The sequence below is a fragment of the Francisella persica ATCC VR-331 genome (genome assembly GCF_001653955.1).
Classification (GTDB): domain Bacteria; phylum Pseudomonadota; class Gammaproteobacteria; order Francisellales; family Francisellaceae; genus Francisella; species Francisella persica.
This window is the reverse complement of sequence record NZ_CP013022.1, coordinates 119,915-133,309: the sequence shown is the minus strand read 5'-3', so window position 1 is coordinate 133,309 and position 13,395 is coordinate 119,915. Positions and strand designations below refer to the sequence as shown.

Genomic DNA, 13,395 nt, shown 5'->3' with positions numbered 1-13,395 from the left:
CTCAGCGAGATTTTCTTTGGTTTGCTGGTTTATTAAGGGGAAGTTTTACTGTGGTGCATAAATTTAAAAAAGCCTGTTTGTTGGTTAGTAGCTTATTAGCTTGTACTGGTTTAGCTTCTTCTGAAGATTTTCCTAGAGTTGTTTCACAAGGAGGTCCTTTTGGAGCTACTAGTATTGGTGATCAAACATTAGGTCAGCCAGATCCAAATGCTAGTGCAGTACCTTCAACAGCACGAGCTACAGGATCAAATCTAAATGATAGAGAACTTTTATTAAAGTTACAGCAACAAGTACACCAACTTCAATTACAGTTGCAGCAGCTTAAAGAACAAGGCAATAGTGGTAGTGGATTAGAAAATACATCTAATGGTGGTAGTTCACAGTTTACAACTTATAGTTCAAGGGTTGATGGTAATAAAAACCCTCGTACGCTTGGCGGAAATGGTGAAAGTAGAGATTTAAGTCAGGCTTTAATTGGTGGTGAGACTTCATCAGATATTATGGAGAATGTCGATGCGAGTAACTCAATCATCAACCTAGGCAATCAGGCATTAGGAGGTGTATTTAACCAAAAAGGTGGTATTGACGTAGGTGGAGCTCCGGCAATTACAACCCAAGGTCAAGTTACTTACTTAGGTTCATACTCTGGTAACAATAGTATACCAATCGGGCAGATTTCTTCTAACCTTTTTGCTTCAACATTATTAGGTCAAAGAGAAAAATTTGATGATTATTCAGTATTCTTTGGTGGCTTTATTGAAACTGATGCACAAGCATGGTTTGGTAGTAGCATAACTAGATCTGAAGCAAATTCTTATCCTGGTAATGGTCAAAATATATATTTGACTAATGCTAACCTTTATTTCTTATCAAATTTAGGTCACTACGTAACAGCACAATTTGACTTTGATACTAACGAGTCAGGGCAGTTTAGTTTAGGTAACGCCTTTGTAATTTTTGGTAACTTAGATACTTCCCCATTCTTCGTAACTGCTGGTAGAAATAAACTTTCAGTCGGTACATATGGTGGTGGTGGTACCTGGACAAGTGGTATCACAAAATTCTTATCACCAGGTAACGTTACCAACGTATCTGTTGACTATAAAGACCAAGTTTGGAACGCCAATATTGCAGTATTTGGTTCAGATGACAAGCATGCAAACTTCTCAACCGGTTTATTCTATGCTGATAGTTGGACACCAAATTTGGCAGTTGGTTTTAACATTGGTTATGTCTTTAATATTGCAGGAGCTGATAATCCTTCGATCGCAAGTTCATTGAAAAAAATAAATCGTAGTGGTGATAATGTTGGTGCTTTAAACGTCGATGGTAACTTAACTTATGCAATTTGGGATGGGTTCTTAAACTTAGGTGCTGGTTGGGCAAGTACAACAAATAAAGAAGATTTTAATGGTAATGGAGGCAATGTATTAGCTGGTGCATGGTATGGGGCGGCCAACTATTCATTAGTGCTTGGTGGTAGAAATACTAACTTTAACGTTACGTATGGACAATCATATAATGCTGCAGCCATTCCAATGGCGACAGCAAATGCCTCGCCAAGTTTCGGTCAAACAGCAGCAGGTATTAAACAACAGCTTATTTTCTCTGCTCAGCGTGCTTACTTTGATGATAATGTTTTGTTTGGCCCTGAATATGCGTATCAAAGACTGTATACTGGTGAGCATATGAATACAATTACGCTAGATATGTCTGTATATGTATAAAAAAAGTATATTGTATGAATGCTTAAAAAAAAGCTTTTAGTCATTATCACATTATTATTTTTTTTCTTAGACATTAGTTATGTAACAGCTAATCAAGCTAGTGACTCTTCGCAATTAAATGCTACAGAAATTACTAAACTGGCTAATAAAATTAGGCTCTTACAAGCTCAGATATCTAAACTTAATAATCAAAAAAAAAAACTGATGATACTGTTGTGGGACTAGGTTCACAGAAAAAAGTCTCTAGTGATCAGTTTAATGATTTCTACAAAAGCACAAAAGTTAGAGAACGATATTTACAGCAACAAGTAACTTTAAGCTTACCTGATGGTGATAGAGAGGTAGATGTTGGTAATCAGGTTAAGATTACCACCCAAGGTGAGGTCTCATATGTTGGTTCATTCTCGAGTAATAATATGGTACCAATTGGGCAGTTACCAAGTAACCTTTTTGCCTCAAGTATCCTAAGGCAGAGAGCTTTCCTTGATGATTACTCAATTTTCTTCGGTGGATTTATACAAGCTGATGTACAAATCTGGAATGGTACTAATATTACAACTAGAAATGGTGGAAATTTTCCAGCTAATGGCGAGAATATATACTTAACTAGTGCGACGCTATACTTTTTGGCGAATCTTGGTCATTATGTCACAGCTAATTTGGATTTTGTTGCTAACCAGAATAATAACTATAATCTGCAGGATGCATTTGTAATTTTTGGTAATCTTGATACAACACCAATATTTATATCTGTTGGTAAATATAGGCCTTCAGTTGGCTCGTTTGGAGGTGGTGGCCCTTGGACAAGTGGTATCACTGCGAATATGTTTAGACCACTTAGGGTTACCAATGCAGCAATTAACTATCACGGTGATACCTTAAATGCTAACTTTACTGTTTTTGATGCAAAAAACCATGCGACTTTCTCTGTAGCGTATTTTGATGCTGTAAGTATTCCAAATCTAGCCCAAGTAGGTTTTAATTTGGGTTATATGCATGATATTCGTGGTGCTAATAATAAATTTAACTTTATTGATAAGCGTGTCGGAGAGTTTAATATTGATACAGCTATAAACTTTGAGAGTATTCCTTTCTTACCAGGAAATTTAAATATTGGTGCTGGCTGGGCAACTACTACAACTCAAAGCACACAGTTGAATGGTCGTAGTAATGCATTTGCAGGAGCTTTTACAGTACAAGCAGCATACACTTTTAGATTATTTGGTAGCGGTCAGAATATTAACGCTAGTTATGGCCACTCTTATAATGCCGATAACATTCCAATGCCGTTATCTGCTGGAGGGAGCTTTTTTCTAGCACCTTCAGGGATTAAGGATCAAATTCTAATATCTACGCAACGATCATTCTTTGATGACAATGTTCTTATTGGTCCAGAGTATTCATGGCAGAGCTTGTACAATGGGCAGCGGATTAATACACTTACACTAGATATTTCGGTTTATATCTAGGAGTGGTACTTAGATAGTCTATTTTACTAACTAATAACTAATTGCGAAGATTAGGAAATTACTAGGTAAAACATAATTTACTATTACAAGCCATATGTTTATGAATTAGCTCTCTGAGTGATAGTAAATATACTTTAGAGTATGTCTGCAAATGCTTACTATAGTCTCTCTATATTCATCATAAAACTTGTCTGCGAATATATTCATAATGACAAATCTGATATTAAATATACTCTTAAATAACTTATTGATATTTTCATATTGATAAATATTTATTATCATGTCAAATAATTATGATCATGATAGAAACATAGGAGGTAATAAGGAGTACATGTATAAAAAAGTAGCTGTTTGAATAAATATCAATGTTTTTTCTTTCAAAGAGGAAACCATACTAATAATGAAATCATAATGGCTTCAGGTAATTGTATAAATAATTGGGAAGGTAAGTAAATAAAAAATATTATTTTATTTGGTATGTTAGCAGTTAATTCAACTATGTATGCAACACAAGTTAGTGTTCAATTTAAAATCCAAAATAATTCTAATGCTGTGATGCATGTGAAAATGTCTAAAGAGCTTAGTTATAAAGCAACATTTGAGGGAAATACTGCTTATTATATTCAATCAGGTAAAGCAAAAAAAAACTGTTTTGAAATAACATTAGCTACTGGGATGTTCATGTTAAAATTGATGCTCAGTATAGTTGTTATAAAAGTGAAGATAATTTATTAGTAATTTTGATAAGGATATTATAACCCCTTATCGTTACATCTTCAAAGATTACATATTCTGTAACTCTAGATTCATAATTATTATTCTAAATTGCAAATTATTTTTTACCTTAAGTGATTTGCTTTATAAAAATTCTGAAATAGAGTAAGATTATCGGTAAATATTATAAATTATGAAATTATCTAGTAACAATGTCTTTTTTAGTTGCAATTGTGGGTAGAGCTAATGTTGGTAAGTCTACTCTTTTTAATGTATTGACAAACTCGCGTGATGCTTTAGTATTTGACTTTGAAGGTGTAACGCGTGATCGTCAATATGGGCAAGCACAATACGATGGTTTGGATTATCTAGTAGTTGATACTGGTGGTATCTCAGATAAAGATGTAGGCTTTGATGAGTTTATGACTAAACAATCACAAGTCGCTATAGATGAGGCAAATCTAGTTTTCTTTGTAGTTGATGGTAGGGCTGGATTGACAGCTGGAGATGAGTATGTTGCCGGTCTTTTACGCCAGAAAGATAAGAAAGTAGTGGTTGTGGTGAACAAGGTTGATGGTACCGAAGAAGAAGGAGCAATGGCTGAATTTTATAGTTTTGGCTTTGATAAAGTATTTGCAATATCTGCAGCACATCGTAGAAACACACAAAAGCTAGTTGATAAGTTTCTGAAAAAACCATTAAACGAATACTATCAAGATTATACTCAAACACAAGAGCATAAAGAACAACAACGTCAAGGTGTCCATTTTTCATTAATTGGTAGACCTAATGTTGGTAAGTCGACACTTACAAACAGAATGATTGGTGAAGATAGAGTTGTGGTATTTGATATGCCAGGCACTACAATTGACAGTGTCAGTATTTCGTTTGAGCGCCATGGTCAGAAGTATACTATAGTTGATACAGCTGGTGTGCGCAAAAGAGGTAAGGTAAAACAAACTTTAGAGAAATTTTCAGTAATAAAAACATTACAAGCAATAAAAGATTCAAATGTTGTAGTTGCAGTAGTTGATGCAAGGCAGGGTATCTCATATCAGGACCTAAGTTTGATACATTTTGCTATTAAAAATGGTAGAGCATTAGTCTTAGCTGTAAATAAATGGGATGGTATGACAGAAGATGATCGTATGCAGGTTAAACAAGACCTTAAAAGAAAGCTTTTTTTCCTACAGGATTATGTTGATATACACTTTATCTCAGCATTACATGGTACTAATGTTGGTCATATTTTTGAGTCAATCGACATGTCCTATACTTGTGCAAATAAAAAAATAACTACAGCTGATGCTACGCGTTTAATGCAGCTTGCAGTAGAGGCGCATTCACCACCAATGGTAGGTAAATTTAGAATTAAACTTAAGTATGCCCATGTTGGAGGCCACAATCCGCCGGTTATCGTGATACATGGTAACCAAGTAAGTAGATTGCCAAACTCATATAAAAGATACTTAGAAAATTTCTTTAGAGAAGCTTTAGATTTCCGTGGTACTCCAATAGTATTTGAGTTTAAGCAATCAGAAAACCCTTTTGCAGATAGAAAAAATAAGAGATCAAAAGATGAAGGCAGTAAGAGTAAAAAAATTAAGTAAGATTGCTGATGAAATAACCATTAATATTAGTGGTGCTAAAAATGCTTTGTTACATTTAATTTTTGCAAGCTTAATTCCAGATACTAAAACAAAATTTACTAATGTTCCAACGACTCTTTTAGACTATAAAGGTGCTAAAGAGATCTTAGAAAGTGTTGGTACTAAAGTTATCGAAAAGGGTGAGAATATAACTATTGATACGACTGGCATTTCAAATGAAACTTTAGAACTATGTGGAGATATGACATCTAAAACACGCTGTTCTTTGATGCTTTTAGGATCATTACTTAAGAAAAAAGGTCGTGTTAAGATTGGTTTTCCTGGTGGTTGTAGTTTTAGTGAAAAAAGGCCTTTTGATATTCATCTAAATGGTTTAGAAGCGTTAGGTGCTGAAGTCAAGTTGACTGATGATCATATAGAAGTTATTTACAAAGAAGAAAAAAATGCAGAGTTTAAGATGCCTTTTCCTTCAGTTGGGGCAACTATGAATTTGATAATGTATGCTGTAACTGGTAACTCTGAGGTTATACTTAAAAATGTTGCTTTAGAACCTGAGGTTGTTACATTAATAGACTATCTCAATCAATGTGGTGCAAATATCGATTTTAATGCGGATAGCAGAAAAATAAAAATCTTAGGTGTCATGAGATTAAACGGCTGTGAGTTTGAAATTATTTTTGACCGTATTCAAGCTATGACTTATGCTGCTATGGCATATTTGTATAAAACAAATGTTACAATTACAAATATTAATACCCAAAATATATACAATATCAAAAAACCGCTAGAAAAATTGGTCAATGCTGGAGCTAAATGGGAGTATGACCAAGCTAATTGCAGTATTAAGTTTTTTGGGAAGGATAGTCGTATCAAAGGTGTTGATATAATTGCTGCACCTTTTCCACATTTTCCTACTGATTTACAGCCAATATACGTGGTGATGTTATTTATGGCAAATGGCTCTAGTACTATTCAAGATATGGTTTACCCTGAGCGTATAAATTATGTTTATCAAATTCGTAAAATGGGTTTTAATATATCTATTGATAATACTCTTATAAAAATCAAGCCACTTGAAAATCTAGATGATATACGTCCAGCGGTGATGAGTGTCAAAGATCTGCGCGCTGGTATGGCATGCTTGATGGCTGGATCATTATTAGATGAATTTTCGATTATTAATAATGCTCACCAGATATTTAGAGGATATAATAATCTTATAGAAAATATGTCTCATTTTATGCAAATAGAGATTTTAAATGATAATGTTTAGGTGACTAATGTCAGAGTATATATCCTTAGAACAATATAATACATATCGTATTAAGTCTTTTGCTAAATATGTTTATTTTCCTACTAATAACCAAGAACTATTAGATATTATTAATAAGCATCAGAAATTATTTTTCCTTGGTAACGGTAGTAATGTCATTTTTTCTAAAGAGTATTATGATAATGTAGCATTTGTGATTTTCACTAAAAAATTCAACTCTTTTAATATTATTGATAATTATGCTAATGTCCAAGCTGGAGTATTATTACAGGATCTTGCATTAGCTACCTATCGTGCTGGCTTAAGTGGTATTGAGACTTTTTATGATGTGCCAGCTAGTGTCGGTGGAGCATTGATTATGAACGCTGGTGCATATGGTGATGAGATATACACTTGTGTCAAAAGTGTCACAATACTTAACCTTAATACCAAACAGATAAAAAAATATCCAAAAAAAGATATTGAATATGGTTATAGATATTCAATTTTTAAGTATATAAAAGATATTTGTATTTTATCAGCAGAGTTTGAGTTTGAGCACAAATTAAAACAAGAGATAAAAGCAAAACTAGATTATATTTATTCACGCCGGTTATCTAATTTACCACAAAAACCTACGGCTGGTAGTGTTTTTAAGAGACCACAAGCAAATATGCCAGTAGGTGTTATGGTAGAGCAGCTAGGGTTAAAAGGTAAGCAAATTGGTGATGCGCAAATATCACCAAAACACGGAGGCATTATCGTAAATAATGGTAATGCTAGCGGTCAGAATATCTTAGACCTTATTGAGTTTATAAAACAACAGGTTTTAGAGCATTATAATATCAAGTTACACGAGGAGCAAATTGTTATTTAAATTGCTTTAGATAAAAGCTCTTTCTTATATGTATAATATCTATTATACTTTGCATAGGAAAAATTTTTTTGACAAATTATGAAAAAAAAAGTTTTATCTTCTTTGATAATTATGTCATTGTATTGCGGTATTTCTATAGCTGATACAATTACTACTAATGCTCAACCAGCAGTCAATATTGGTAGTAAAGATACCACCACACTACGTCAGTATTCTTCTAAAACTTCTATAAATAATGATTCTGCTTTGTTAACTCAAAATCACATGACTATTGGTTCTGTTATTAAACAAAATGAAGCGCCAAAATCAAATGATTATGGTGATGCTTTGAGTAGTCTTGTTTATACTAGTGATGATAATTATGAAAAGCTTTTAGCTGAAGCTGAAGAGATCATAAAAGATAATGCTCCATCAGAAACTAAAAAAAAGATAGATGCTTTCAATCTTGAACTTGCAACTAAAGCTAAACATGAAAAGCAAAAACTTAAAAAATCAGCAGCGCGTGTCTTAACTGAGGCGCGTAATATGATTAAAGAAAATTATAATATTGATCAAGATTTTACAAACTTGCAAAGTTACTATAAAGTTAAGTCAGCTAAAGATTATATTGATGAGAATGTCAAAAAATATAGTGACGAATATAAATTAAAAAATTATAAAAGTCTTTTAAATAATGTTAGTACCCCTGAAGAAATAGATAAAACATTTGAGCAAATAGATAACGATGAAAATAGCCAGCATTTTAAGTATAAACTATCGGATGGTTATTCTATCGAGCAAATTACTACTGTAGGGTTGCTAAGTGGTGAACAGCAGCGTTTTAAAAAATGTTTGATTATGAAAACTTATGGTGGTGGTACATGGAGAACATATTGTCAGCCACTAAAAAAGCCAATAAAATGTTCTAATTACGATTGGCAGCAATTATCTACTATGCCTGTTATGTATTGCTAAGAGAATTTTTCTTAAAATCAGTAATTTGTTTTTTTAGCTCTTCTAAGCTTATTCTATTTGGGTTTACCTGAGGTTTTAGAGCATTATCTTGAGACTTGCATATGGCATAACCGTACAATGCTTCTATTTCTAACTGTAAATTTTGTTTAAATTTCTTAATAAAACTATACCACATATTTTTACCAGTTAAGCCAAATTGCATATTCGTATCAGCTAGTGGTTCATTTAGGTGTCTTATATCTTCAAAAAGAATATTTATATTCTCATAAGTAAATGTGATAAGATCTGACTCAATAGCATGGCTTTTATATTGGCTAGCTTGTAGCATATTCCCCCAAGTTATAAGATCAATCATGCTATTTGTATGCTTGTGGTTACTGACACATGCAAAAGCTTCTTTCAGTGTCGCAAATGATTTATTGCCAAAAGTTGAAAAGAGTAAAATACCATCATCATTAATCAGCTGATAATAATTATCTAACTCTTGAGATAAATTATCTGTTAAGTGAATAATAGAGTTTGAGAGAATAATATCAAACTGTTGCTTAAAGTTTTGATTGGTATGAATATCTGCATTAGGAAATCGTTTGTGTAATTTCTCAAAATAATCATTATCACTATAACCAGTAACTAAGATATCTTTAGGATCTAGCTTTATAAATTCCAAACGCTTGAGTAGTCTTTGGGCAATTTCATTTTTGATAAAAGATTGAGAATATAGTTTTCTCTTTGATAGTCTATTAAGAAAAAGATTATAATTGAACATATAAAAACTTCTTTTATAATTAAATTATGAAAATTATAACAAAAACCATCAAAATACTCTCTAATCAAAACTGCCTATTATGTAAGTAATCTGCTAATGATTTGAGAGTTTATTACAACAACTAAAACAACAAATAGAGCTTAATTCAAGATTTAATTATTTTTATTTACTTAAATTCTTCAGAAGTTAGGTTCTTGCTGCAGAGATTTAAGTTTAATAAAGATTTGTTAGCTGGTGAGATTTTTTCAAATTGACTAGGCATTTGTGGGATGATGGTATGGTACAGCAGCATTTCAAAAATGTAGATGCTGCTTAATCAAACCAATTATAAGCAAAGAATTTACTTGTATTTTATGATGTCTGAACTACCAGTTCTACACTTAATGAGTTATTGAGACTATTTCAAAAAAAGTAAAATTCAAAAAACTATAATCACACTAGTAAGACTTAGATAGTCTAATTATAAATAAATCTTATTAATAATGCTTTGTAATAATAATCAAATAAAGATTACAAAGATTTATAGAGTAGATGACTAAAAATTATCAGTAGTAGTGGTTATTAGTTTATCAACTATGAGTTTTGCATAAGGTTTACATCATGTAAATAGCTTTTCAAATAACTCTTTTCCATCGCCAGTTCTAAGTTTAGCGATCTAGTTTAAGAATTTTGGTTTTTTAAAATTAATTATTCTGGAAGTTTAGATTTAATTCTACCTGCTAAGATATGAGCGTGAATATGAAAAACCATCTGTCCCCCTTCTTTACCAGTATTAAATACAGTCTTAAAACCATTTAATCCCATTAGCTTAGCAACTTTGGGAATACTAAGCATAAATTTACCCATAAGCTCTTGATCTTGTTCGTTTAGATCATTTAAGCTAGCAATGTGTCTTTTAGGGATAACAAGGACATGCACATCAGCAGCTGGGTTGATATCATGAAAAGCAAAAACGTTTTTATCTTCATAAACTTTTTTAGATGGTATTTCACCATTAATAATTTTGCAAAAAATACAATCTAGCACCTATTTCTCCTTTTTAAAACTATAGTAAATCAAGCATGCAACTCCTATAACTATAAAACTAGTACTGTGATTACTAATAAAGTTTTGTAGTTTAATTAGTGGAGTTGTATCTTTATTCAAAGTATATATTGCTCCGACGGTTGTCAAAGCTATTCCACAACTTAAAGCAAATCGATATTTTTTCTTAGGCTTTTTAAAGTCATTAATTTGTACAGATGAAGTAGCATTTTTTAGGTTGATTTCTGCCTGTTGTAATATATCAAAAACCATGCGTGGTAATTCTGGTAGTTTATCACTAACTCTAGGCATATTTTCCATTGAGCGATGGTAGAAACCTCTTAGACCCATTTGCTCTTTCATCCATTTTTCTAGGATTGGTCGAGACGTTTCCCAAATATTTAATTCAGGGCAAAGTTTATGTCCAAGACTCTCAACATGAAAAAGAGTTTTTTGTAACAGTGTAAGTTGAGGTTGGATGTTCATATTGAAACGACGAGCTACTGCAAAAAGTTGCATCAAAGTATAGCCTAGTGATATCTCTTTCATAGACTTTTCGAAGATTGGCTCACACACTGTTCTAATTGCTGATTCAAGTACATCAACACGCGTATCACTTGGAACCCATCCGGATTCTATATGTAGCTCAGCAACTTTACGATAGTCTCGTTTTAAAAAAGCCGAGAAGTTACCTGCAAGGTAGCGCTGATCGTCACGATTAAGAGTGCCAACGATACCAAAATCTATTGAAATATATTTTGGATCAGTTGGATTAGACACATCGATAAACATATTACCAGGATGCATATCAGCGTGGAAAAAACAGTCATCAAATACTTGTGAATAAAAAATCTCTACACCACGCTGTGCTAATAGACGACGATCGACACCTAAGGCATCTAGGGTTTCTATATCAGAAACTCTTATGCCACCAACTCTCTCCATTACCATCACAGTAGAACTAGTATATTCCCAATATATTTTAGGAACATAATGTATGGTTGAGTTTTCAAAATTTCTACGAATTTGAGAAGCATTTGCCGCTTCGCGGACTAAATCAAGCTCATCAAAAAAACTTTGATTTATCTCTTTGACAATCTCTACAGGCTTAAATCTTCGTATTTTTTTGATTTTACTAAGTAAAGTTGCAAATAGTAGCATCAAGGAAGTATCCAGTTTAAGAATTTTCTCAATTCCAGGACGCAGCACTTTCACTACCACTTTTTCATCATTCTGTAATACAGCAGCGTGCACTTGCGCTACAGATGCAGACGCTAATGGAGAGCTTTCAAAGCTTTTAAAAATCTCGTTGATAGGTTTTTTTGCAGCTTTTTGAATTTGTTCAGCAGCTATTCTATTATCAAAAGGTTGGACATTATCTTGGAGTTTTGAGACTTCTTTTATCACATCTGGAGGTAGTAAACCAGCTCTAACTGATAAAGCTTGTCCGAATTTGATAAAAATAGGTCCAAGTTTTTCTAAAGCTTCTCTAATACGCACACCATGCTCGAGTCTACTTATTCTTGGAGAATAGTAAAATGGATTCAGAAATAATAAGACTCTTAGAGTTTTTATTTTTGTCGCTTTAATTGGTTCATTGAGTAGACAGTATTTATTTATAATATAAAAAATGTATATAAGCCTTAGAAATTTTTTAATCATTTTTTAAGCCTTGTAATAATTTTAGCTTTACCTCTATTCTATCAGTGGTCTGCTTTAGCTTTTGAACTTGGCTATAAAAGATATTAATCTCATTTTGAGATATCAGAGTTTTTTTCTCTTCTGTTAGGAAGTCTTTGATATCGACAATAGTCTCTTGTAGTGAGGTTTTAAAGTATTGTTTTACTTTTTGAAAAGGTTTGGCAACAATTCCAGCAAATTCAGGACTGATAAGTTCAGATATTTTATAAACTAAATCAATATCAACAGCATTCAAAAAATTATTAAAAGCATTAAGATCTTTTAGGCTACCTTGATAATCAAGTTTTTCAGCTATTATTAACTCTTGTAGATTTTTATTGAAAATAAGTTCTAAAATATAAGCTAAGTTACCTTTTAAAATGTTTTTGGTAGGCTCGTTGTTAGCATGTATTTTAGAATCTTCTACTTTAAGCGTAATCATTAAATCAATATCAACGATATTGACACTTAAAGTTTTACCATTTATAGGTAATAGCAGAGCACTTGCCTGAGGATCAAGTTTAGGCAGAAGACTTAAGGCTATATTTACTAGTTTTAGCATTTTAATATTTATATCCAATATGTAGTGCTACAATACCACCAGTCATGTTTTGATATTCGACATTATCAAATCCAGCATCATACATCATCTGTTTTAGTGTTTGTTGATCAGGATGCTTACGAATTGACTCAGCTAGGTATTTGTAGCTTTCTGCATCTTTAGTAATAATTTTACCTAAAAAAGGTAAAGCTTTGAAAGAGTATTCATCATAAACTTTAGAAAGCAAAGATATGATAGGCTTAGAGAATTCTAGTACAAGTAAGCGCCCACCAGGTTTTAGAACGCGGCACATTGATGCTAGGGCTTTATCTTTATCTGTAACATTTCTAAGCCCAAATGATATTGTAATACAATCAAAATAATTATCAGAGAAAGGTAGGCATTCAGCGTTGGCTTGGACATATTCAATATTGCCAACACAACCCTTGTTAGTTAGCTTTTCTTTACCTACTTCAAGCATTGAAGAGTTAATGTCACTCAAGATTACTTTACCTTGTGAGCCAACCATTTGACAAAATTTATATGCTAAATCACCAGTACCACCAGCAAGATCTAAGACATTATCACCCTTACGAATAGCAGATTTAGCAATAGTTTGTTTTTTCCAGATGCGATGAATTCCAAATGACATTAGGTCATTCATCAAGTCGTATTTAGCCGCTACTGAATGGAATACTCTAGCTACCTTTTTTTGTTTTTCTTCCCAAGGCACTTGTGTAAAGCCAAAATCTGTTGTTTTATTTCCTTTAGGCATCTAAACT

10 protein-coding genes and 3 pseudogenes are annotated in these 13,395 nt (G+C 32.6%); 8 read left to right on the top strand and 5 right to left on the bottom strand.

All coding sequences use genetic code 11. The features are described 5' to 3' along the window. Window positions 1-50: 50 nt before the first annotated feature. The 7 genes and pseudogenes from FSC845_RS00705 (at window position 51) to FSC845_RS00675 (ending at window position 8,603) form a co-directional block, all read left to right on the top strand. On the top strand, window positions 51-1,727 hold the full coding sequence (locus FSC845_RS00705; RefSeq protein WP_064461338.1) for a DUF3573 domain-containing protein: 1,677 nt from the start codon (window positions 51-53) through the stop codon (window positions 1,725-1,727). Between the two features lie 18 nt (window positions 1,728-1,745). Next, window positions 1,746-3,196, top strand: a pseudogene (locus FSC845_RS00700) (DUF3573 domain-containing protein). A gap of 477 nt (window positions 3,197-3,673) precedes the next feature. Further along, window positions 3,674-3,897, top strand: a pseudogene (locus FSC845_RS00695) (hypothetical protein); the annotation flags it as partial. Between the two features lie 225 nt (window positions 3,898-4,122). Beyond that, window positions 4,123-5,520 carry a ribosome biogenesis GTPase Der gene (gene der, locus FSC845_RS00690; RefSeq protein ID WP_064461336.1) on the top strand — a complete coding sequence of 466 codons (1,398 nt, stop codon included), beginning with the start codon at window positions 4,123-4,125 and terminating at the stop codon, window positions 5,518-5,520. Beyond that, window positions 5,489-6,793: a UDP-N-acetylglucosamine 1-carboxyvinyltransferase gene (locus FSC845_RS00685; RefSeq protein ID WP_064461335.1), complete on the top strand. Its 1,305-nt coding sequence runs from the start codon at window positions 5,489-5,491 to the stop codon at window positions 6,791-6,793. Before der ends, FSC845_RS00685 begins: the two co-directional genes overlap by 32 nt. Before the next feature lie 7 nt (window positions 6,794-6,800). Then, entirely contained in the window at window positions 6,801-7,649 is an 849-nt protein-coding gene (gene murB, locus FSC845_RS00680) for a UDP-N-acetylmuramate dehydrogenase (protein WP_064461334.1), read from the top strand. Window positions 7,650-7,727: 78 nt separating this feature from the next. Beyond that, on the top strand, window positions 7,728-8,603 hold the full coding sequence (locus FSC845_RS00675; RefSeq protein WP_064461333.1) for a hypothetical protein: 876 nt from the start codon (window positions 7,728-7,730) through the stop codon (window positions 8,601-8,603). Here FSC845_RS00675 and FSC845_RS00670 read toward each other — a convergent pair. After that, window positions 8,590-9,369 carry a methyltransferase domain-containing protein gene (locus FSC845_RS00670; protein WP_064461332.1) on the bottom strand — a complete coding sequence of 260 codons (780 nt, stop codon included), beginning with the start codon at window positions 9,367-9,369 and terminating at the stop codon, window positions 8,590-8,592. The two genes, FSC845_RS00675 and FSC845_RS00670, sit on opposite strands and share 14 nt — an antisense overlap. A 26-nt stretch (window positions 9,370-9,395) precedes the next feature. On the opposite strand from FSC845_RS00670, the pseudogene FSC845_RS09480 reads away from it, so the two are divergent. After that, window positions 9,396-9,679: pseudogene (locus tag FSC845_RS09480) on the top strand (ComF family protein); the annotation flags it as partial. A gap of 377 nt (window positions 9,680-10,056) precedes the next feature. Here FSC845_RS09480 and FSC845_RS00665 read toward each other — a convergent pair. The 4 genes from FSC845_RS00665 to ubiE are packed head-to-tail and all read right to left on the bottom strand — an operon-like array spanning window position 10,057 to window position 13,388. Then, entirely contained in the window at window positions 10,057-10,395 is a 339-nt protein-coding gene (locus FSC845_RS00665; RefSeq protein WP_064461331.1) for a histidine triad nucleotide-binding protein, read from the bottom strand. Further along, complete coding sequence (ubiB, locus tag FSC845_RS00660) at window positions 10,396-12,054, bottom strand: ubiquinone biosynthesis regulatory protein kinase UbiB (RefSeq protein ID WP_064461330.1); 1,659 nt, start codon at window positions 12,052-12,054, stop codon at window positions 10,396-10,398. Continuing rightward, entirely contained in the window at window positions 12,047-12,634 is a 588-nt protein-coding gene (locus FSC845_RS00655; RefSeq protein ID WP_064461772.1) for a ubiquinone biosynthesis accessory factor UbiJ, read from the bottom strand. The genes ubiB and FSC845_RS00655 overlap by 8 nt, the downstream gene beginning before the upstream one ends. A 1-nt stretch (window position 12,635) precedes the next feature. Next, window positions 12,636-13,388: a bifunctional demethylmenaquinone methyltransferase/2-methoxy-6-polyprenyl-1,4-benzoquinol methylase UbiE gene (gene ubiE, locus FSC845_RS00650; protein ID WP_064461329.1), complete on the bottom strand. Its 753-nt coding sequence runs from the start codon at window positions 13,386-13,388 to the stop codon at window positions 12,636-12,638. Window positions 13,389-13,395: the final 7 nt, after the last annotated feature.

What these genes read in the sequence shown, in the direction of transcription:
- ubiE (WP_064461329.1), bottom strand. Translation starts at nt 13,388, where the DNA reads ATGCCTAAAGGAAATAAAACAACAGATTTTGGCTTTACACAAGTGCCT.
- murB (WP_064461334.1), top strand. Translation starts at nt 6,801, where the DNA reads ATGTCAGAGTATATATCCTTAGAACAATATAATACATATCGTATTAAG.
- der (WP_064461336.1), top strand. Translation starts at nt 4,123, where the DNA reads ATGTCTTTTTTAGTTGCAATTGTGGGTAGAGCTAATGTTGGTAAGTCT.
- FSC845_RS00685 (WP_064461335.1), top strand. Translation starts at nt 5,489, where the DNA reads ATGAAGGCAGTAAGAGTAAAAAAATTAAGTAAGATTGCTGATGAAATA.
- ubiB (WP_064461330.1), bottom strand. Translation starts at nt 12,054, where the DNA reads ATGATTAAAAAATTTCTAAGGCTTATATACATTTTTTATATTATAAAT.
- FSC845_RS00655 (WP_064461772.1), bottom strand. Translation starts at nt 12,634, where the DNA reads ATGCTAAAACTAGTAAATATAGCCTTAAGTCTTCTGCCTAAACTTGAT.
- FSC845_RS00670 (WP_064461332.1), bottom strand. Translation starts at nt 9,369, where the DNA reads ATGTTCAATTATAATCTTTTTCTTAATAGACTATCAAAGAGAAAACTA.
- FSC845_RS00675 (WP_064461333.1), top strand. Translation starts at nt 7,728, where the DNA reads ATGAAAAAAAAAGTTTTATCTTCTTTGATAATTATGTCATTGTATTGC.